The organism is Caballeronia pedi (assembly GCF_001544915.2).
GTDB lineage: Bacteria > Pseudomonadota > Gammaproteobacteria > Burkholderiales > Burkholderiaceae > Caballeronia > Caballeronia pedi.
The window spans coordinates 267,500-288,945 of sequence record NZ_FCOE02000005.1 but is presented as its reverse complement, the minus strand read 5'-3'; the positions used below and the strand labels follow the sequence as shown (position 1 = coordinate 288,945).

The 21,446-nt window shown below is 62.5% G+C and carries 17 protein-coding genes; 13 read left to right on the top strand and 4 right to left on the bottom strand.

Translation table 11 applies throughout. From position 1 onward, the window contains the following. Position 1: 1 nt before the first annotated feature. The 3 genes from AWB80_RS10495 to AWB80_RS10485 are packed head-to-tail and all read right to left on the bottom strand — an operon-like array spanning position 2 to position 5,756. On the bottom strand, positions 2-1,426 hold the full coding sequence (locus tag AWB80_RS10495; RefSeq protein WP_087131172.1) for an efflux transporter outer membrane subunit: 1,425 nt from the start codon (positions 1,424-1,426) through the stop codon (positions 2-4). After that, positions 1,419-4,556, bottom strand: coding sequence for an efflux RND transporter permease subunit (locus AWB80_RS10490; RefSeq protein WP_061174566.1), 3,138 nt, complete (start codon positions 4,554-4,556; stop codon positions 1,419-1,421). The genes AWB80_RS10495 and AWB80_RS10490 overlap by 8 nt, the downstream gene beginning before the upstream one ends. A gap of 6 nt (positions 4,557-4,562) precedes the next feature. Further along, positions 4,563-5,756, bottom strand: coding sequence for an efflux RND transporter periplasmic adaptor subunit (locus AWB80_RS10485; RefSeq protein WP_244206463.1), 1,194 nt, complete (start codon positions 5,754-5,756; stop codon positions 4,563-4,565). A gap of 354 nt (positions 5,757-6,110) precedes the next feature. Between AWB80_RS10485 and AWB80_RS10480 the strand changes: the two genes are divergently transcribed. From AWB80_RS10480 to AWB80_RS10440, 9 genes are all read left to right on the top strand, one after another. Further along, a complete protein-coding gene (locus AWB80_RS10480) occupies positions 6,111-6,830 on the top strand; it encodes a response regulator (RefSeq protein WP_061174565.1) in 720 nt (239 codons plus the stop codon). Next, a complete protein-coding gene (locus tag AWB80_RS10475) occupies positions 6,827-8,164 on the top strand; it encodes an ATP-binding protein (protein WP_087131170.1) in 1,338 nt (445 codons plus the stop codon). Before AWB80_RS10480 ends, AWB80_RS10475 begins: the two co-directional genes overlap by 4 nt. A gap of 95 nt (positions 8,165-8,259) precedes the next feature. Continuing rightward, a complete protein-coding gene (locus tag AWB80_RS10470) occupies positions 8,260-9,069 on the top strand; it encodes a DeoR/GlpR family DNA-binding transcription regulator (protein ID WP_061174563.1) in 810 nt (269 codons plus the stop codon). A 78-nt stretch (positions 9,070-9,147) separates the two neighbouring features. Then, entirely contained in the window at positions 9,148-10,134 is a 987-nt protein-coding gene (locus tag AWB80_RS10465; RefSeq protein ID WP_061174562.1) for a tagatose kinase, read from the top strand. Beyond that, positions 10,127-11,410: a D-tagatose-bisphosphate aldolase, class II, non-catalytic subunit gene (locus AWB80_RS10460; RefSeq protein WP_061174561.1), complete on the top strand. Its 1,284-nt coding sequence runs from the start codon at positions 10,127-10,129 to the stop codon at positions 11,408-11,410. Before AWB80_RS10465 ends, AWB80_RS10460 begins: the two co-directional genes overlap by 8 nt. A 124-nt stretch (positions 11,411-11,534) precedes the next feature. Next, the gene (locus tag AWB80_RS10455) at positions 11,535-12,581 is read left to right on the top strand and encodes an ABC transporter permease (RefSeq protein WP_143328004.1); all 1,047 of its coding nucleotides are present in this window, start codon (positions 11,535-11,537) and stop codon (positions 12,579-12,581) included. Positions 12,582-12,614: 33 nt separating this feature from the next. Beyond that, positions 12,615-13,562 (top strand): sugar-binding protein, encoded by a 948-nt coding sequence (locus tag AWB80_RS10450; protein ID WP_061174559.1) that lies wholly within the window; start codon positions 12,615-12,617, stop codon positions 13,560-13,562. Between the two features lie 60 nt (positions 13,563-13,622). After that, positions 13,623-15,164, top strand: coding sequence for a sugar ABC transporter ATP-binding protein (locus tag AWB80_RS10445; protein ID WP_061174558.1), 1,542 nt, complete (start codon positions 13,623-13,625; stop codon positions 15,162-15,164). 35 nt (positions 15,165-15,199) lie between these two features. Then, positions 15,200-16,072, top strand: a complete 873-nt coding sequence (locus AWB80_RS10440; protein WP_143328003.1) for a D-psicose 3-epimerase — start codon at positions 15,200-15,202, stop codon at positions 16,070-16,072. A gap of 4 nt (positions 16,073-16,076) precedes the next feature. Here AWB80_RS10440 and AWB80_RS10435 read toward each other — a convergent pair whose 3' ends face one another. Then, on the bottom strand, positions 16,077-17,240 hold the full coding sequence (locus AWB80_RS10435) for a citrate synthase family protein (RefSeq protein WP_244206462.1): 1,164 nt from the start codon (positions 17,238-17,240) through the stop codon (positions 16,077-16,079). Positions 17,241-17,373: 133 nt separating this feature from the next. On the opposite strand from AWB80_RS10435, the gene AWB80_RS10430 reads away from it, so the two are divergent. The 4 genes from AWB80_RS10430 to AWB80_RS10415 all read left to right on the top strand — a co-directional run bounded on the left by AWB80_RS10430 (position 17,374) and on the right by AWB80_RS10415 (position 21,284). After that, positions 17,374-18,729 carry an MFS transporter gene (locus tag AWB80_RS10430; protein WP_061174671.1) on the top strand — a complete coding sequence of 452 codons (1,356 nt, stop codon included), beginning with the start codon at positions 17,374-17,376 and terminating at the stop codon, positions 18,727-18,729. Positions 18,730-18,787: 58 nt separating this feature from the next. After that, positions 18,788-19,756, top strand: a complete 969-nt coding sequence (locus AWB80_RS10425; RefSeq protein WP_061174556.1) for a 2-hydroxyacid dehydrogenase — start codon at positions 18,788-18,790, stop codon at positions 19,754-19,756. Positions 19,757-19,859: 103 nt separating this feature from the next. Then, the gene (locus AWB80_RS10420) at positions 19,860-20,165 is read left to right on the top strand and encodes an ArsR/SmtB family transcription factor (protein WP_208635631.1); all 306 of its coding nucleotides are present in this window, start codon (positions 19,860-19,862) and stop codon (positions 20,163-20,165) included. Positions 20,166-20,222: 57 nt separating this feature from the next. Continuing rightward, the gene (locus AWB80_RS10415) at positions 20,223-21,284 is read left to right on the top strand and encodes an alkene reductase (protein ID WP_061174555.1); all 1,062 of its coding nucleotides are present in this window, start codon (positions 20,223-20,225) and stop codon (positions 21,282-21,284) included. Positions 21,285-21,446: the final 162 nt, after the last annotated feature.

Here is a 21,446-nt window from a genome sequence, read left to right as displayed (position 1 = left end):
ATTACTTCGCAGCCGTCTCCTCCACTTCCGCATCCTTGCGCCAGCCGCCGCCCAGCGCGGTGTACAGCGTCACCATGTTGGTCTGTTGCGCTGCCCGGTCCGACACGAGCTGCGTCTGCGCGCTGAAGAGCGTGCGTTGCGCAGTCAGCAAGGTCAGAAAGCTGTCCAGACCGCCGCGAAAGCGCGAATTGGCGATGTCGTAGTACTGCTGCGCGGCGTCGACGTACTGCGCATCGGCGGCGGTTTGATCGACGTACGTGGCGCGTGCCACGAGCGCGTTGGACACTTCCTTGAAGGCCGTCTGGATCGTGCCCTCGTACGCCGCGATGTAGATGTTCTTCGAGATCTCCGCCGCGTCGAGCGTGGCGCGCAGGCTGCCGAATTCGAACACCGGCACGCTGATCGACGGGGCGAACGCCCATGCGCCGGAACCCGCCTTGAACAGGGAAGACAGTCCGCTGCTCGCGACGCCGCCCGTCGCCGTCAGCGAGACGCTCGGAAAGAATGCCGCGCGCGCCGCGCCCACGTACGCATTGGCCGACTTCAGCGTGTGCTCGGCCTCGATGATGTCGGGCCGCTCGGTCAGCAGCGTCGAAGGAAGACCCTCGGGCACCGTGGCGAAGAGCGGCTCGTCGGGCAAGGCGCGATCGTCGGGGAAGCCGTCCGGCAGCGGACAGCCGATCACCGCGATCAGATTGTTGCGGTCCTGCTCGACCGCGCGCCGATACGCGGCGAGACTCGACATCGCGCTCGTCAGCGATGTGCGCGCGGACTGCACGTCTTCCATCGAGCCGCTGCCGAGGTTCGCGGCGCGCAGTGTCGTCTCGTACGTATCGCGATACGAAGCCACCGTGCGTTCGGTCACGCCGAGCAGGGCGCGATCCGACAGCCACGTCAGATACTCGCTCGCCGTGGTCGAGATCAGGCTGATCTGCGTGCTGCGGCGTGCGGCGTCCGTCGACAGATATTGCTCCAGCGCCTGATCCTTCAGACTGCGGATGCGGCCGAAGAAGTCGATTTCCCACGCGCTCGTGCCGAGTTCGAGACTGCTGGACTTCGTGGTCGTGCCAGACTGGTGCGAGACGCTATGCGTCCCGCTCGCCGTGATCGACGGCCCCAGCCCGGCGCGGACGATCCGATATTCCGCCTCATATTGCGCGACCTTCAGCGCAGCTTGCCGCAAGTCGCGATTGTTATTCAGCGCAAGCTCGATCAACTGCCGCAAATACGAGTCCTGTACGAACGAGCGCCAATCGGCGAGCAAGTCGGCAACCGGTGCCTGCGCACTCGTCGACTCATACTGCGGATAGGACGCGGGCATCGGTGCGGCGGGGCGCTCGTAGTGAGGTTCCAGCGTGCACGCGCCGAGCGCGAAAACAGTGACCGTCGCCGCGACGATGCGGCCGATAGCGAAGCGCTTATTCATGAGCGGCCCCTTTTTTCTTCTTTTGTCCGATGCCCCGAATCAGCACGAAAAATACGGGCACGAAGACGATGGCGAGCAAGGTCGCGGCGATCACGCCGCCCAGCACGCCGTTGCCGAGGCTCTCGCGACTGGACGCGCCGGCGCCGCTCGCGAACGCCATCGGCAGCACGCCGAAGCCGAACGCAAGCGATGTCATCACGATCGGGCGCAAGCGCAAGTGCGCCGCTTCGATGGCCGCCTGACGCACGCCATGACCGCGTTCGTGCAGCGACTTCGCATACTCGACGATCAGAATCGCGTTCTTGGTCGCAAGCCCGATGGTCGTGAGCAAGCCGACCTTGAAATAGATGTCGTCGGTGAAGCCGCGCAGATGCGCCGCGACCAGCGCGCCCACGATACCGAGCGGCACGACGAGAATCACGGAGAAAGGCACGGACCAGCTTTCGTACAGGCCGGCGAGACAGAGAAACACGACGATCAGCGACAACGCATAGAGATACGTCGCTTGTGAGCCGGCGAGTTTTTCCTGATAGGACTGACCGGTCCATTCCATCGAAATGCCCTGCGGCAACTGGGCGACGAGCGATTCGATCGCGTTCATCGTGTCGCCGCTGCTGACGCCTGCAGGACTCTGCGCCGTCATCTCCATGGCAAGGCTGCGGTTGTACCGTTCGACCTGTGGTGAGCCGGTCGTCCAGCGGCCCGACGCGAAGGCGGAGAACGGCACCATCTGACCGTCGTAGCTGGTCGTGCTCGAAGTGCTGTTGCTCGACGTGACGAACCACTTGCCGATATCGGATGGCATCATGCGGTACTGCGGCAGCGCCTGCACGTAGACTTTCTGAATGCGTCCCGTGTCGACGTAGTTGTTCACGTAAGTCGAACCGAACGCGGTCTGGAGCGTGCCGTTGATACTGGATGCGCTCACGCCGAGCGCCGATGCCTTCAGATAATCGATATCGACCGCATACTGAGGCACGTCGGCCATGCCGGCGGGGCGCATGCCGGCGATCTTCGCGTCCTTCGAGGCGAGACCCAACAACTTGTTCCTCGCGGCGAGAAGCTGGTCGTGACCGAGGCCCGCCATGTCCTTGAGTTCGAAATCGACACCGCTGTAACTGCCGAGGCCCTGAACCGCGGGCGGATTCATCACGAAGACCTGCCCGGCGCGCAAGGTGCGAAAGTGCGCATTCGCGGCAGCGACGATCTCGGCCGCCGACTGTCCCTTCTTCGTGCGTTGCTTCCAGTCCTTGAGTTTGACCATGGCCATCGCCATGTTCTGGCCGCTGCCCGACACGCTGAAGCCGTCCAGCATGACGACGTTTTCGACATCGGATAGCCCCATGAACCAGGACTCGACCTGCTTCTCGACCACGTTCGCCTGCACGCTCGAACTGCCGGCCGGCAGATTGATGATGGTCATCAGCGTGCCCTGATCCTCGTCCGGCAGGAACGACGAAGGAAGCTGCCAGTACAGCAACGCGGCCACGCCGCAGATCGCGACATACGCGGCCATCCAGCGCAGCGGACGCGCGACCAGACGCGTCACCACGCGCTCGTAACGGCGCGTGCCGCCTTCGAACTTGCGCTCGAACCACGCGAAGAAACCGCGTCGCTGATGTTGCGGATCGACCGGACGCAGCAGCGTCGCGCACAGGGCGGGCGTGAGCGTCAGCGCGAGCAGCACCGAAAGCACCATCGCCGATGTGATCGTGAGCGAGAACTGGCGATAGATTTCGCCCGTCGAGCCCGACATGAACGCCATCGGAATGAACACGGCGGTCAGCACGGCGGTGACGCCGATCAGCGCGCCGCCGATCTCGCCCATCGCCTTGATGGTGGCATCGAGCGGACTCATGCCCTCGCTCAGCAGACGCTCGACGTTCTCGACCACGACGATGGCGTCATCCACCAAAAGACCGATGGCCAGCACCAGCGCGAACAGCGACAACACGTTGATCGTGAAGCCGGCCGCGGCGATCAGCGCGAAGGTGCCGAGCAGCGCGACCGGCACGACGATGGTTGGAATGAGCGTCGCGCGCAGATTGCCGAGGAACAGATACATCACGAGGAATACCAGCACGACGGCTTCGAACAGCGTCGTGATGACCTCGGAGATGGATGCGGAAACGAACGGCGTCGTGTCGTGCGGCACGCTGAGCTCCACGCCGCCCGGCATCTGCTTCTGCAATACGGCGAGTTGCGCGCGCACCGCCTTGGCGACCGATAGCGCGTTCGCGCCGCTCGCGAGCATGATGCCCATTGCCGCGGCGGGCTTGCCGTTCAGACGCGAAGTCATGTCGTAGGAGTCGCCGCCGACTTCGACCGTGCCGACGTCCTTCAGATACACGCGCGAACCGTCCTGATTCACGCGCAAAAGAATATTGGCGAACTCATCGGAAGTCTTGAGGAAGCCGCGCGTGACGATGGTCGCGTTGATGGCTTGCGTCTTCGTCTGCGGCGCGCCGCCGATCTGTCCGACCGAGAGCTGCGCGTTCTGATTGTCGATGGCGGTGGTGACGTCGCTCGGCATCAACCCGACGCTGCGCAGCTTGACGGGGTCGAGCCAGACGCGCATCGAGTGCTGGGCGCTGAAGAGCGTCACCTGGCCGACGCCGCTGATCTGCGTGAGCGAATCCTGCACGCGCGTCGCCAGCAGGTTGCCCAGATCGACGGTGTTCAAACGGCCATCGGTGGACGTCACCGACACGACCATCAGGATGTTGCCCGAGGTCTTGCTGACCTGAATGCCCTGTTGCTGAACGGCGCTCGGCAGCGACGCATTCGCTTCCTGCACCTTGTTCTGCACCTGCATCGCGGCGACATCCGCGTTGGTGCCCGACTTGAAGGTGAGCGTGATGGTCGCGGTGCCCGCCGAACTGCTGGTCGAGGACATGTACATCAGATTGTCGATCCCCGTCATGTCCTGCTCGATCACCTGCGTGACCGTGGTGGCGAGGGTATCGGCGGAGGCGCCCGGATAGGTCGCGGTGATGCGGATCGACGGCGGCGCGACGCTCGGATATTGCTCGACGGCGAGCGTGCGGATCGACAGCGCGCCGACCAGCATCACGACGATGGCGATGACCCATGCGAGCACGGGCCGGTGGATGAAGAAGCGGGAGAGCATCGGCGGTCAGTCTCCCTTGGCGAGCTTTGCGTCCGCATCACGCGCGACGGGCGAGACCTTCATGCCCGCGCTGACCGTTTGCAGATTGTCGGCGGCGATGCGCTCGCCCGCGCGCAGGCCGCTCGTGACGATCCAGTTGTCGCCGTGCGCGGTGTCGGCGCTGACCTTGCGGCTTTCGATGACGTTCTGCGCGTTCACCACGAGCACCGTGGAGACGCCGCCCGCGCCGCGACTGACGAGCGTCTGCGGCACCAGAATGGCGTCCTGCTCGCCTTCGTCGAGTTGCGCCTGCACGAACATGCCGGGCAAAAGCTGGTGCTCGGGATTGGGAATCGACGCGCGCAGCGTGATCGAGCCGGTGGTCTGATCGACCGTGACGTCGGAGAACAGCAGCGTGCCCGCATGCGCGTAGGTCGCGCCGTCTTCGGTCCGCACCGTGACCTTGCTCGCGCCGGGTTGCAGCACGCCGGACGCGATGGCCTTCGAAAGCCGCAGCGCCTCGGTGCTGGAACGCGTGACGTCGAGATAGAGCGTGTCCATCGACTGGATGGTCGTGAGCGCCGTGGATTGCCCCGACGTGACGAGCGCGCCGACCGTCACCGCCGACTTGCCGATCTTGCCGCTGATCGGCGCAACGATACGCGTGCGCGCGAGATTCACGCGCGCGGTTTCCAGCGCGCCGCGATCCGTGACGATATCGGCGCGGGCTTCGTCGGCGGCGGCGGCGTAGTTCTCCACGTCCTGCGCGCTCACGCTCTTGATCTTGAACAGTTCCTGATAGCGCTTCGCGGTGACATCCGCGGCCTTCGAGGTGGCGATCGCTTTTTGCAGCGTGCCGAGCGCGGTGTCGCAGGCGGCCTGGTAGCTGGCCGCATCGAGTTGATAGAGCGGCTGGCCGGCCGTGACGGACGAGCCTTCGACGAAGAGCCGCTTCGTCACGATGCCGTCCACTTGCGGACGCACGTCGGCGACTTCGACCGACGAGAGGCGGCCGGACAGATCGTCCAGGATGTCGATGCGCTGCGCCTGCAAGGTCATCACGCTGACTTCGGGCGGCTTCGCTGCGGGCGGCGCGTCGGCAGCGGCGGATTTTTCGCCGCACGCGGACAGCGTGAAAGCGGCGACGGTGACGAACGCGAGCAGTCGTGCGAGCGGGGGATAGGCAAACGGCGGGTTGAAAGCGTAATCGTTGTCTGGCATGTCGAACGTGGAAGGGCTGGCATCGCGCCGGCGTTCCTCGTTTCATCGAGGAATGCGATCCCCGCCGCCGTGCATCGGACGAGCCGAGGGCGGTTCAGAAACGAGGAAGAGTATGTCGCGACGCGAACCGAAAGCGTCGCTCGACGGAAGCAGCGCGAAGAATTGCCGAGAGCCCCAACGATAAGCGCAGGCCGCGCTTAAATCAACTAAGTCATTGATTTATAGCCATATTCACACATTGTGTCTAAATTGACATGATTCAGCGGGCGGTTTTTGTTGGAGAATCTAGCGCATCGAAGTCGCGCTGGGAATCGGCGCGAACGCGTCCCGTCGAATTGGAGAGCAGGCAAAAAATTGAGCGTATCCCATCTGCTGCTTGTCGAAGACGACCCGGAGATCAGTGAATCGCTGGCGGAGTTTCTGCGCGACAAAGGGTTCGTCGTTCAGGTCGCCGAAGACGCCGAAGTGGGACGCGAAGTGCTCGAAAACGGCCGCTTCGATCTCATCCTGCTCGACGTGATGCTGCCCGGCGAAGACGGACTCAGCTTCTGCCGGCGCGTGCGCGCATCGAACGGGCCGCCGATCATCATGCTGACGGCATTGTCCGAGCCGACCGATGCAGTCGTGGGACTCGAACTCGGCGCGGAAGACTACGTGTCGAAGCCCTTCGACCTGCGCGAGCTGCTTGCGCGCATCCGCACCGTGCTGCGGCGCGGGCAGGCTACGGAGCCGGATACGAGCGCATCGGCTTCCGAACTCGTCCTGGCGTTTTCGGGCTTCACGTTCTTTCCGTACCGGCGATATCTACGCTCGCCTGCGAACTTGCGCATCCCGCTGACCGGTGCGGAAACCGATCTGTTGCTCGCGCTGTGTCAGCATTCACGGCAAGTGCTGTCACGCGAGGAACTCATCCGCCTCACGCGCGGCAAGGACTTCCCGATCGCGGCGCGTTCGATCGATCTGCTCGTCAGCAGGCTGCGCCGCAAGCTCGCAAGCGATGATCCGCTCGACGATCCCATTCGCACGATGCGCGCGGGCGGCTATGCGTTCCCGCCCGAGGTCACGGTTCGATGAGACCTCGTCTGATGCCGCGCGTCTTCTCGACGACGCTCGGCCAAATCCTTGCGATCGTCGCGTGTTCGTCGGCGGCGACGCTGTTGCTGTTCATCGCGCTGCTCTTTTATCCGGGCGCGCCGCCGAATCCGCCGTGGCCGTGGCAGACGTCGTACCGCATCGTGGCGCTCGTCGACATGCTCAAGGCCATGCCGGATGCGGAACGTGCTCATGTGCTGAGCGCGGGGCAGCGCTCGAATCTGATGGCGAAGCTGACCGGGAAGCCTTCGATATGCGTCGGCTCCACGCTCGATACGCATGATCTGGAGTCGGCGCTGAGGTCGATCTTGCGCATCGACGCGGGCCTGACGGTGCGCACGTGCGATGCGCGTGACCCGACGCATGATCTGCAGGTGCTGATTCCGCTCGACGATCGCACGCTGGAGATTCGCACCGATCGTAACGAGCGCGAGCCCGATCGCTTTACCGTTCCGTTTTTCGCCGCGCTCGCGTTCCTATGCGTGGGCGTGGCGGCGCTCTCGGCATGGGCGGTGTCACGTGTGATCGGTCCATTGCGACGATTGTCGGAAAACGCCGATGCGTTCGGCCGCGACATCACCGTTGCGCCGATCGTCGAGGAAGGCCCGCTCGAAATCAGGCGCGCCGCGCATGCGTTCAATCGCATGCAGGAGCGCATTGCAAGATCGATGCAAAGCCGCACGCGAATGCTTGCCGCGATCAGTCACGATCTGCGCACGCCGCTCACTCGCATGCGCCTGCAACTCGATGTAGAGAAAAAGGAGATCGAGCGCGCCAAGCTGCTACGCGACGTCGACCTCATGCAGAAAATGGTGAGTTCGGCGCTTGCTTTCCTGACGAGCGATGCAGGCGCGGAAGCGAAGGAATGGCTGGATCTCGGCGCGCTGCTCGAAACGCTATGCGATGAATATGCGGAATCAGGCGTTGAGATTCGCTACGAAGGACCCGATTATCTGCCGTTTTTTTGCAGGCCGGAAAGCATCCAGCGGCTGCTGACCAATCTCCTCGAAAATGCCATTCATTACGGCACGCAGACGCTCGTCACGGCCGGCGCGATCGAACGGACAGTGTTGGTCGAAGTCATCGACAACGGACCGGGCATTCCCGCCGATCGCTTGCAGGATGTCGTCGAGCCATTCGTGCGGCTGGACCCGGCGCGTTCGAAACGGCCGGGCAGCGTCGGCCTCGGTTTATCGATCGTCGACGATATCGTTCGCGCGCATGGCGGCACGCTCACGCTGATCAACCGAAAGCCTTCGGGACTGATCGCGCGGGTCGCGCTTCCTTTGGCGGGCGACCTCGCGACGCGAAACTGAATCTCACGGGAAAACCATTACGAAATTCGCTTTGATCTTCTTTCGTTTCGAAACTAGTATCTTCCGTAACGAAAGATCGTCGGGAAGCGGACCTGATGCTGAACAACAAGAGTTCATTGAAGCGAAGGCTTCAAATTGTCGAACTTGTTCGCAAGCGCGGCGAAGTTTCCGTCGATGAACTCAGTCAGGCTTTCGATGTTTCGAGCGTGACCATCCGCAGCGACCTGACTTATCTGGAGCAGCAGCGCTACCTTCTGCGCTCGTTCGGCAAGGCCCGCTATCTCGCGCAGAAGTCAGGCGACGATATTCTCGTGCCGGCGTCGGACGCCGCCATACGCAAGGCCTCCGAAACGGTTCTCGCCCGCTTTGCCGCAGAGCAGGTGGTGGATAGCGAAGCAGTCATGTTGGGCGCGGGAGAGATCGTTCATAAGATGATTCCCTTCCTCGCGGACCGAACCAACCTTTCATTGCTGGTTCAGGACGTTTCCGTTGCCCAGACGGTCCAGCGGTTTTTGCACTGCGAGGTGTTGCTGACCGGCGGCCAACTGGAACACGGCTCGACCGTGATGACCGGCCCCGACGCCGAAGCCGCGGTTAGCCGACGCCCGATCGATCTGTGTGTGCTGCAAGCCTCCGGTGTCGACCGAGATGGCAACCTTTTGACTGCGGATTCCGCCTTGGCGCGTGTGGCGCAGGCAGCCCGGCGGGCCGCCAGGCGAACGATCGTCGTGGCGTTCCAGCCGGTACTCGACGAACGTAGCGGCATCGTGTTCGCGAGCGCGAAAGAGATCGACACGCTGCTCATCGACGATGGAATCGATCCGCCCACGATGGAGACGGTGATGCACAAGGGTCTTCAACTACAAAGGCGAGATACAGGAATCCTGGAGTTTCGCGCTTCCTGACAGATGTATTGCGAGGCAAAGCCCGGAGGGCGCATCGTATTTTGCGCCTCGTGTATCGTAATCCTAACGAAATCTGCCATGGCTAAAACTGAAGCGAAGCCGGACGTTCGTCCCGGCTGCATCCTTACGATGGGCGAGATACTCGTCGAGATTCTCGCTACGGAAATCGGGCAGTCGTTTCGGCAGGCAGGAACGTTGATTGGACCGTTCGCGAGCGGCGCGCCGGCAATTTTCATCGATCAGGTCGCGAAGTGCGGCAGCCCGTGCGCGATCATCGGATGCGTCGGCGATGACGACTTCGGCGCGCTCAATGTCGAGCGCCTGCGCGAGGACGGCGTGGATGTCTCCGGCATATCCGTCATCAAGGCCGCGACCACCGGCAGCGCGTTCGTCACGTATCGCAAGGACGGCGACAGGGACTTCATCTACAACATCACCAACAGCGCGTCGGGCCATCTTTCCGTCAGCGAGATTCGCGAGCACTTGCTGAAGGATTGCAGGCATTTTCATGTGATGGGCTCTTCGCTCTTCTCGTTTCGCATCATCGAGGCGATGAAGAGCGTCATCGAAACGGTGAAGGCGAACGGTGGCACGGTCAGCTTCGACCCGAACATCCGCAAGGAGATGTTGCGCATTCCGGAAATGCGTGAGGCGCTCGACTTCATTCTCGACTACACCGATGTATTCCTGCCGAGCGGACACGAAGTGATGTTGCTCGCGAGCGCGAGCACCGAAAAGGCAGCAATCGATGAACTGCTGAATAGAGGCGTGCGCGAGGTCGTGGTGAAACGCGGCAAGGATGGTTGCAGCTACTACGATGGAAAGGACGAGCGGCATGTGCAGGCATTGCCGGTGACTGAAGTGGATCCGACGGGCGCCGGAGATTGCTTCGGTGGCACTTATATCGCCTGCCGCGCACAAGGAATGACTGTCGAGCGGGCGTTGGCGTATGCCGGCGCTGCGGGCGCGCGCGCGGTCACGTATCGCGGTCCGATGGAAGGAACAGCCACGCTCGCGGAACTGGATGCGTTCATCAAGGAGAGAGCCGGGGTGAGCCATGGCTGAAATCGTCACACGGCTCACAGGCGACGCACGATTCGAGTCCCGGCTGAAGGGAATCTATTCGATCTGCTCGGCCCACCCATGGGTGATCGAAGCAGGCATGAGGCAGGCGCTCGATGACGGCACGCCATTGCTGCTCGAGTCGACCTCGAATCAGGTCGACCAGTATGGCGGCTACACCGGCATGCGGCCAGCGGACTTCGTGCGGTTCGTCCACGGAATCGCCGACCGAGTCGGTTTTCCCCGAGACACCTTGCTTCTCGGCGGCGACCATCTCGGCCCGAACGCGTGGCGCAATCTTCCGGCCGATGATGCGATGCAACGCGCGGAGGCACTGATCGAAGCCTACGCCGCGGCAGGATTCAAAAAGATTCACCTCGACACGAGCATGCGTTGCGCCGATGACCCTTCGCGTCTTTCGGACGAAGTGGTCGCCGAGCGTGCGGCTCGATTGTGCGCAGTCGCGGAGCAAGCAGCCGGGCGCGCAGGGCTGCGCGAGCGCCCGGTCTACATAGTGGGTACGGAAGTTCCCGTGCCCGGCGGTGCATCGGAAGCGCTTGCCGCGGTCGAGGTGACGAACCCCCGTGCGGCGCTCGATACTGTTGCGGTGCATCGTGCGGCATGGCAGGCCCGTGGACTGGACGCCGTGTGGGAGCGCGTCGTCGGTCTCGTGGTCCAGCCAGGTGTGGAGTTCGACCACACGAAGGTGGTGGACTACGACGCGTCATCCGCAGGCGCACTCTCGCAAATCCTCGATGACTTGCCCGGCATGGTCTTCGAAGCGCATTCCACGGACTATCAGAGGCCTGAGGCGCTTTCGGCTCTGGTTCGCGATGGCTTCGCCATTCTCAAAGTCGGGCCTGGCGCGACCTTCGCGCTGCGGGAAGCGCTTTATGCGCTTGCTGACATCGAAGACGAACTGGTCGCAGCAGGCGCACGCTCCAATCTGCGAGCGGTGGTCGAACGTGTGATGCTTGAGAAACCCATAAATTGGGAGAAGTACTACCACGGCAGCGATCAGGAAAAACGGCTTCTGCGCACTTTCAGCTACAGCGACCGGATTCGCTACTACTGGACCGATGCGAAAGTTGCGGACGCGACGCAAAAGCTGGTGTCCAATCTCGAACGCGTCGATATACGCGAAAACCTCATCAGTCGATATCTCCCGAACCAGTACTGGCAACTCCGCCGCGGATCGATCGACGGTTCGCCGATGAGCCTGATCTTCAGCAAGGTCCGGGAGGTCATCGGCATGTATGCGGCCGCTTGTAGAACGTAAGCATCGAGTTCGATGAACGACGTCATGGCAACCCTACCTTTCGACGTCCTTCATACCTGTGCAGGGAAAACCCGCTTTGTTGGGCTTTCGACTCGAAACTAGAATTTTGCACGGTAAAAGAGGCTTGCCCTTCCATGGCGAGCTCAGAGGCTTACTTGGAGGCGACATGAGCAAGGTGACCGTGGACAAAAGTGAGCAGCCGAAGCCTCGCAAGGGTTTCGCGGCACAGCTCATGCACTCGCGTGAGACCGGCATCGTTGGTGCGCTGGTCATCATGGTGGTGCTGCTATCGATTTTCGCGCCGGACTTCGCCAGTAAAGGCAATCTGCTCAACGACGCGCGCAACCTGTCATTCATCGGCATCGTGGTGCTGGGTCAGGCTGCGGTAATGATTACTGGCGGGATCGACCTTTCGGTCGGTAGCGTCTGGGGGCTTGCAGCGGTGGCGTCTGCCGCGATGATGCAATCGGGCATGGGTGTCGTTCCGGCGTGCGCGCTGACGCTGCTCATTTGCGCCGCGGTTGGCTTCTTCAACGGCTTCTGCGTGACGAAACTGCGCATGCTGCCGTTCGTCCCGACGCTCGCCACCATGAGCATCGCACGCGCGCTCGCTCTCATCATCACGCGCGGCAAGGCAATCGACGGATTCCGGCCCGACGGCGACGCGTTCTTCGCACTCGGCGGCGGCGACTTCCTCGACTTGCCGGTGCCCTTCATCATCTTCGTGGTGCTGGCGATCATCGCGGCGATCGTGCTCAAGCGAACGGTCTACGGCCGCCAGCTCTATGCGGTCGGCGGCAATGAACGCGCGGCGATGCTCACCGGCCTGAACGTGGACCGGCTGAAGATGAGCGTCTACATCATGTCCTCAGTCCTCGCGGGTGTCGCGGGCATCATCGAAGTGAGCTACCTGTCGTCCGCGATTTCCAATCAGGGTCTGGGCAAGGAGCTGAGCGTCATCGCGGCGGCGGTGATCGGCGGCACGGCCCTGTCCGGCGGCGAAGGCACGGTGATCGGCGTGTTCGTCGGTACGGTCATCCTCGAAGTGCTGCGCAATGGTCTCGTCTTGCTGGGAACGGACGCTTATTGGCAAGGGGTGTTCGTCGGTTCTGTCATCGTGCTTGCCGTCTTTATCGATCAACTCAGAAAAGGCGTCTGGCGACGTCGATGAGCGCTGTAGCCATAACAATCCTTGGAGAAGACCATGACACGCACCATGATCAGTGCAGTAGCCGCCGCCGTCCTGTTCGGGCTCGGCGTCACGCAAGCGCACGCAGCCGACAAGAAGGTTTTCGCTGTCGTGCCGAAGGCGCTCGGCGTCGCTTTCTACGCCGACGCGGAGAAAGGCTGCAAGGAGGAGGCCGCGAAACTCGGCGCGGAGTGCCTGTTCACCGGCCCGGCGCAACTCGATGACGCCGAGCAAGGCCGGATCGTCAGAGACCTGATTACCAAGAAGGTCGCGGGTATCGCGATTGCGCCGAATAATGCCGACTCCATCAGTAACGTCATCAGTGCGGCCGTGGCGAAGAACATCCCGATCGTCACCTTCGATTCCGATGCGCCGAAGTCCAAGCGGGCCGCTTTCATCGGCACGAACAATGAAGCGGGCGGAGTGGCCGCCGGCGAAGCATTCGCGAAGGCGCTGCCGAAGGGCGGCACCTACGCGATTCTGACCGGTGGCCTGTCCGCCGCGAATCTGAATGAGCGCATCAAGGGCTTCAAGTCCAAGCTCGACGGCAGCTTCAAGGAGGTTTCGGGTTCGCCCTTCGCATGCAACGACGACTCCAGCACGGCGGTGCAGCTGATTCAGGACATTCTCGCGAAGAACCCCAAGCTCGACGGTATCTTCTTCGCAGGCGGCTGGCCGATGTTCGCGCCTGAGGCCTACATTCGCGCCGTCAAGAACAAGGCAGCCGATATCAAGTCGGGCAAGTTCGTGATCGTCTCGTTCGACACGTTGCCGTCGCAGGTCAAGCTGCTCAAGGAAGGTTACGCGACCACGCTGATCGGTCAGCGACCGCTCGCGATGGGTATCGAGTCGGTGAAACAGCTCGATGAGCTTTCGAAGGGCGGAAAGATTCCGCCGATCACGGATACCGGCGTCGATATCGTGAATTCGTCCAACGTGGACAAGTTCGTCGGCGGCAAGTAATCCGTCCGTGCGGGACCGGGATGTTCCCGGTCCCATGCTTTCCTTGCGAAGAGTGCCGCCATGACCGTTCTATTGAGCGTTGAGCAGATCACCAAGACCTATCCAGGTGTCAAGGCGCTGCAAGAGGTCTCCTTCAGCGTCGAGGCAGGGACCGTGCACGCCATCATGGGCGAGAACGGCGCCGGAAAGTCGACGTTGATGCAGGTCATCGCCGGGGCCCATTCGCCGACTTCGGGCCGGCTCATCTTCGACGGACAGGAAGTCGAGTTCACCAATACGCGCGACGCAGCGAAGCAAGGTATTTCCATCGTGTTTCAGGAGCTGATGCTGGCTTCGAACATGACCATCGCCGAGAACATATTCCTCGGCACGGAGCCGCGCATGGCCCGCGTGCTGGTCGACCGCGGCACGCTGCTGGAAAAGGCGAGGGGTGCCATGAAGCGTCTGGGCATCTCGCTCGACCCCGATACGCGTCTGGGCGATTTGACCATCGCGCAGCAACAGCTCATCGAAATCTGCAAGGCGCTGATTCATGAGCCGCGCCTGCTCATTCTGGACGAGCCGACATCGAGCTTGTCCGAAGCGGACTCTCTGACGCTCTTCAAGGTCGTGCACGAGTTGCGCGACCGCGGCGTGACCATTCTGTACATCTCGCACCGGATGCGGGAGGTGTTCGACAATTGCGACGCCGTGACCGTCCTGCGAGACGGCAAGCACGTGCGAACCGCGCGGCTTGCCGATACCTCGCCGGATGAAGTGGTCCGCCTCATGGTCGGCCGCGACCTCGCGGAGGTGAAGCGCGTACGGCCAGAGCACGCCGGCAAGCCTGTCGTGCTATCGGTGCAAGGCCTCGGCGATGACCATCGCTATCGCGACGTCTCGTTCTCGCTTCGCCAGGGCGAAATCGTCGGGCTCGCGGGTCTGATCGGAGCGGGTCGCTCGGAAGTGGCGATGGGGATTTTCGGGGCCCCGCCGCCGAAGCACGGGACCGTCTCCGTCGAAGGCAAGCCCGTGAAGATTTCCAGACCGCGCGATGCGATGCGGCTCGGTATTGCGCTCGCGCCCGAAGATCGCAAGGACCAGGGGTTGGTCTTGGGCATGTCGGTCGGCAGCAATCTTTCACTCGCCGCACTTGGACTCGGAAGACTGTCGAAAGGACCTGTCGTGCGGCCCATGCAGGAGGCCCGCCTGATCGATACCTATGTCGGACGGTTCAAGATCAAAACGCCGACAGTCGAACAGTTGGTGCGGCTCCTGAGCGGCGGCAATCAGCAGAAGGTCGTGCTGGCGAAATGGCTGGCGTCGAAACCGCGTGTGCTCATCGTGGATGAGCCTACGCGGGGCGTCGACGTCACAACGAAAGCAGAAATCTATGCGCTGATGCGCGAACTCGCGCACGACGGACTCGCAATTCTCGTGATCTCGAGCGATCTGCCCGAGATTCTCACCATCTCGGACCGTATTCTGGTCATGCGAGCGGGGCAACTGGTGGGTGAGGTTGGTTTCGACGAAGCGTCGGAGGAGCGAATCATGTCCCTGGCCGCGCTCGAACATGCCGACCCGGCGCATCCGGAGGTCAAGCCGACAGGATTCGTTTCCTGAACTAACTTCGTGATGGTCTCCTAAAGGATTTCACCGTGAATAAAGTTGGCATGTTCTACACCTACTGGTCGACCGAGTGGATGGTCGACTTTCCGGCGACGGCGAAGCGCATCGCCGGACTCGGCTTCGACATGATGGAAATCTCGCTAGGCGAGTTCCACAACCTTTCGGATGCAAAGAAGCGCGAGCTGAAAACGGTCGCCGACGATCTGGGCCTCACCGTGATGTGCTGCATCGGGCTCAAGTCCGAGTACGACTTCGCGTCGCCGGAACAAAGCGTGCGCGACGCCGGCACCGAGTACGTGAAGCGTCTGCTCGATGATTGCCACATGCTCGGCGCACCGGTCTTCGCTGGCCTCACGTTCTGCGCATGGCCGCAGTCGCCGCCGCTCGATATGAAAGACAAGCGTCCGTACGTCGATCGTGCGATCGACAGCGTGCGCCGCGTCGTCAAGGTTGCCGAAGATTACGGCATCATCTACGCGCTGGAAGTGGTGAACCGCTTCGAGCAATGGCTATGCAACGACGCAAAGGAAGCGCTTGCGTTCGCCGACGCAGTGGACAGCCCGGCTTGCAAGGTGCAGCTCGACACATTCCACATGAACATCGAGGAGAGTTCCTTCCGCGATGCGATCCTCGCGTGCAAGGGTAAGCTCGGGCACTTTCATCTCGGAGAAGCGAACCGCCTGCCGCCTGGTGAAGGCCGTCTGCCGTGGGACGAAATCTTCGGCGCGCTGAAGGAAATCGACTATGACGGAACCATCGTGATGGAACCCTTCATGCGCAAGGGCGGCGCGGTAAGCCGGGCGGTCGGCGTCTGGCGCGACATGTCGAATGGCGCGACGGACGAGCAGATGGACGAGCGCGCTCGTCGCTCCCTGCAGTTCGTTCGCGGCAAACTCGCTTGATTGCTCATTCGATGACAGCCGGCCCGACATAGTTTGCTCGCGGCCGCAGCAAGGTTCCCTCCGTGATCTGTTCGATCGAATGAGCCATCCAGCCGACACTTCGCGCGATGGCGAACAGCGCGAAGGCCGCGCCCTCGGGAAGATCGCAACGCTCGACCAGCGCGGCGAGCGCCATGTCGATGGCGGGCAACTTGCCCGTCGCCCGTTCGACGCAGTCGATCAGCTCGCGCGCCGCATCGGGCGCATCGAAAGCGGACAGGAGATCGGCCGCGCGCGGATCGCCCTGCGGATACAGTTCGTGTCCGAAGCCTGGCAGCGTGTCGCCAGCCGCGATGCGTCGCTGCACCACGGTTGCGATGCCCGAGCGCTTTGCATCATTCAGGAACTCTCGCACGCGCACGATCGCATTGCCATGCATCGGGCCGGAGAAGGCGGCAAGCCCCGCGATCATGCTCGCCCCGAGCGACGCGCCTGTCGATGCGGCCACGCGCGCCGCGAATGACGAACTCGTGAGTTCCTGATCGGCCAGCAGAACCAGCACGCGACGCAGCAGATCCGCATGATGCGGGATGCCCCATGCATCCGCGATCCGCACATGCAACGGACCGTCATCCGGGCGCAGTTCGACGAAATTGCTCGCGAGGCGGCCGACGAGCGCGGCGGCCCGCGCCACGCGGTCCACGTCATCGCATGCGGACTCCATCCGATCGCTCGTCGCCGCATGGGCCAGGGCGGCATAGACACGCGCGCTGACCGGCCCATCGAACGGCATCGGTTCGAAAGAAGGAAAGCGCGGCGGTGCGTCCATGTTCCATAGCAACTGGGCGATCTGTTCCAGCGTCGCCGATGCAGCCAGCCGCACCGCATCCTGGCCGCGATAGTAAAGCCGCCCGCGCACGATCGTGGAGAGGCTCGTATCGATGATCGGCTCGCCCCAGGCCATCGTGCTGGCCGCGATGTTCTTGCGCGCCCGCCCGAGGCTGCGCTTCTTCACGAGCGCGGCGATATCCGCCGCGCGATACAGATTGCGATTCGCGTGCTGCGGGTCGCCCTGGACTTCGATCTGACCGCGGCTGACATAGGCATACAGCGTCTGCTTGCGCACGCTCAGGGCTTCGCAGGCTTCCTCCTGAGTCATCCAGTTCTTCACGTTGATCGAATCAATCAAGATTGACGGTCGTCCATGGCGTCGGTTTAATGCGGAACATAAATCAGCCCGAGAGAAGTCCGGCCGGCAGGTCGAAAGGCTTTCGCAGCGCGCGTCTTCCGACGCGTTCAGGGGCATGAAACAGGAGATATCGGTGGCTACAGAGCGAACGACCCAGTATATAGCGAGCACGACAACCCGCACGACGCGCACGCGTTATTCGATCCTCGCGATGATCCTGTTGCTGGCCACGGTGGCCTATGCGGATCGCGCCATTCTGTCGATTGCGGGTCCCGGCATATCGAAACAGTTCGGCCTGAATCACGTGCAACTGGGCTATGTGCTGTCGGCCTTCAGCTGGGCGTATGTCGTCGGCCAGATACCGGGCGGCTTGCTGCTCGACCGTCTCGGCACCAAGACCATGTACGGCGCGACGCTGGTCCTGTGGTCCATCGCGACGATGGCGGTCGGCTTCATCGGCAACGTCACGTCGGATCTTTCGGTGGCGCTCGGGCTTCTGTTCGCGCTGCGCTTCGCGCTCGGGCTGATCGAAGCGCCGAGCTTCCCCGCCAACGGCCGCGTCGCGGTCATGTGGTTTCCCAAGGAAGAGCGCGGCCTTGCCACGTCGCTGTTCGCATCGGCGTCGTATTTCGCCGTGGCGATCTTTTCGCCGTTCGCGGGATGGCTGACGTCGCGCTTCGGCTGGCCCGCTCCGTTCATCGCGCTGGGCGTGATCGGTATCGCGGCGGCGGGCGTGTGGGCCGTCGTCATGTATGAACCGCGCAATCATCCGCGCGTGTCCAGCAGCGAACTCGATCACATCATCGCGGGTGGCGCGATGGTCGATATCGACTCGAAGCACGCGCTGAAGTCGCGGCCGCCGATCTCGTCCGGCTTGATGCGCATGCTGCTCGGCAATCGCATGCTGTGGTGCGCGTATATCGGGCAGTATTGCACCATCGCGCTGAGCTATTTCTTCATCACCTGGTTTCCGATCTACCTCGTTCAGGCACGCGGCATGAACGTGATGCAGGCCGGTTTCGCGACGATGGTGCCAGCCGTGGCGGGCTTCCTCGGCGGCATTGCGGGCGGCACGATTTCCGACTGGCTGATTCGTCGCGGATGGAGCGTGTCGTGGGCCCGCAAGACGCCGTATATCGTCGGCATGACGATGGGTTGCAGCCTCGTTCTGTCTGCCGTCACCGAAAGCAATACCGCGATCGTTCTGCTGATGACGCTGGCCTTCTTCGGCAAGGGCGCGGCGGCCGGCGCGGGCACGTGGGCCGTGGTCAGCGACACGGCTCCGCGCGAAGCCGTCGGACTGGCCGGCGCGATCTTCAACTGCATCGGGAATATCGGCGGCATCGTGACGCCGATCGCCTTCGGCTATATCGTGCAGGCGACGGGCGGCTACACTGTCGGACTCTACTTCGTCGCCGCGCATTGCCTGGTGGCGGCCATCGTCTATCTGTTTTTCATGGGCAAGATCGAGCGCGTCAAGATGAGTTGAGTCGCTGTTCCACGCTTTGCCCGGTGTTTTTGCATAACGTCATCATCGAATCCGAACCATGACCAAGCCGATCATCCTCAATGCGGCAGAGTTGCCCGAATGGACGCACGCCGAACTCAGAGCGCTGTTTACCGTGCTCGATCTTCCGCGAGACCCTTCCGCCATCGGCGCATTTCTGCACGAACACGGCAGCAAGGTTCGCGGCATCGCACTGCGCAAGACGAAGATCGACGCGGCATTCCTCGATGCGCTGCCCGCGCTCGAAATCATTTCGAGCTACAGCGCGGGACTGGATAACGTGGACATTCAGGCGACGCGTGCGCGCGGTATCCGCATCGAGAATACCTCGCACATTCTGGCCGAAGACGTGGCGAATGCGGCGGTCGGACTGGCGCTCGCGGTCACGCGCGACTTCGTCAATGCGGACGCCTACGTTCGCTCGGGACAATGGCCCGTGCAAGGGCATTACCGGCTGGGCCGGTCCATCTCGCGCATGAAGGTGGGCATCGTCGGACTGGGCACCATCGGGTCGGCCATTGCGCAGCGGCTGAGCGCGTTCGGTTCGAAGCTCGCGTACTTCGGTCCGAGCCGCAAGGCTATCGACATTCCGTATTTCGACGACGTCGTGCGGCTCGCGCGAGACAGCGACATGCTGATCCTCACGTGTCCGCTTTCGCCCGCGACGCATCATCTGATCGATGCGAACGTCATCGATGCGCTCGGGCCCGACGGATTTCTCGTGAACATCGCGCGCGGCCCGGTCGTCGATGAACGCGCGCTCATCGCGGCGCTTGCAGCGGACAAACTGGCCGGCGCCGCGCTGGATGTATTCGAGCACGAACCCGAGGTTCCCGAGGCGCTCATCCGCGATCGCAGGCTGGTGCTCACGCCGCACATCGGTTCAGGAACGGAAGAGACCCGTCGCGCGATGGCGGAAAACGTCGTCGATGCGTTGGCGAAGCATTTCGACGTAGAAGGGCCGCGCGGCAGGGCGGTCGTCGACGCTGAGCTGGAAAGCACCGGTTGAGGCTTTTGCGGGACATGCGCGGCGATTTGCATATCGGAAATTTCCGATATATACTTCGCTTCAAGACGATTCGGAAGGCCCACGCTTTCCATTCGTCAGACGCATGAGCAACGAAATGGACATCGACGCAATTCACAAGGCCCTCGCCAACCCCCTTCGCCGTGAGATTCTCGAATGGCTGAAGGAGCCGGAACGACATTTCCCGAGTCAGGAATTGCCGTTGCTGCATGGCGTCTGCGCGGGCCAGATCGATGGACGCTGCGGCATGTCGCAGTCGACCGTTTCCGCGCATCTCGCGACCTTGCACAAAGCCGGACTCGTCACCACGAAGCGCGTTGGACAATGGGTGTTCTTCAAGCGCGACGAAGCGGTCATTCAGGCGTTCCGAGATTCAATGAACAATCTCTGAGCGCATGACTTTCCTTTCGGTGATGGGCTGCTTTCAATATCATTAGGACACCAATTCATGTCGACACTCTTCGATCCGCTCAAGGTTGGCGCACTCACGCTCAAGAACCGCATCATCATGGCGCCGCTCACGCGTCAGCGCGCGGGCGTCGAACGCGTGCCCAATGCGCTGATGGCGCAGTACTATGCGGACCGCGCATCGGCCGGTCTCATTCTGAGCGAGGCGACCTCGGTCACGCCGCAAGGCGTCGGCTATGCGGACACGCCGGGCATCTGGTCCGACGAGCAAGTGGAAGGCTGGAAGGTCGTGACGAAGGCCGTGCACGAAGCCGGCGGCAAGATCTTCCTGCAACTGTGGCACGTGGGCCGCATTTCGGACCCGCTGTTTCTGAACGGCGAAGTGCCGGTGGCGCCGAGCGCGATCGCAGCAGGCGGTCACGTGAGTCTCGTGCGCCCGCAGCGTCCGTTCGTGACGCCGCGCGCACTCGAACTCGATGAAATCGCCGGCGTGGTCGCGGCGTTCCGCAAGGGCGCGGAGAATGCGAAGCGCGCGGGCTTCGACGGCGTCGAAGTGCACGGCGCGAACGGCTATCTGCTCGACCAGTTCCTGCAGGACAGCACCAACAAGCGCACCGATGCCTACGGCGGCCCGATCGAAAGCCGCGCGCGTCTGCTGCTCGAAATCGTCGACCAGTGTATCGACGTGTGGGGCGCGGATCGTGTCGGCGTGCATCTCGCGCCGCGCGCGGATTCGCACACGATGGGCGACAGCGATCGCGCCGCGACTTTCGGCTATGTGGCGCGCGAACTCGGCCGTCGCAAGATCGCGTTCATCGCAGCGCGCGAACATGAGGCCGCCGACAGCCTCGGCCCGCAACTGAAGAAGGCGTTCGGTGGCGTGTATATCGTGAACGAAGGCTTCTCGAAGGGGAGCGCCGAAGCGATCATCGCCCGCGGCGATGCCGACGCGGTCGCGTGGGGCAAGCCGTTCATCGCGAATGCGGATCTCGTGCGCCGCTTCGAACTCGATGCCGGTCTCAATGACTGGGATACATCGACGTTCTACGCGCCCGGCGCGCAGGGCTACACGGATTATCCGCTGCTCGAAACGGCGGAATGACGCACTTCGAAGCTTGCGCTTCGACATGAAAACAGCGGCTTCGGCCGCTGTTTTTGTTTGAGGTACGCGGAACTTTTATCGCTGTATGCGAAAGAGCAGTCATTGCCGGAGCAACGCAAGTTACGCCATCTGTCCTTTCGTCAAATTTCGCGCGAATCGTGG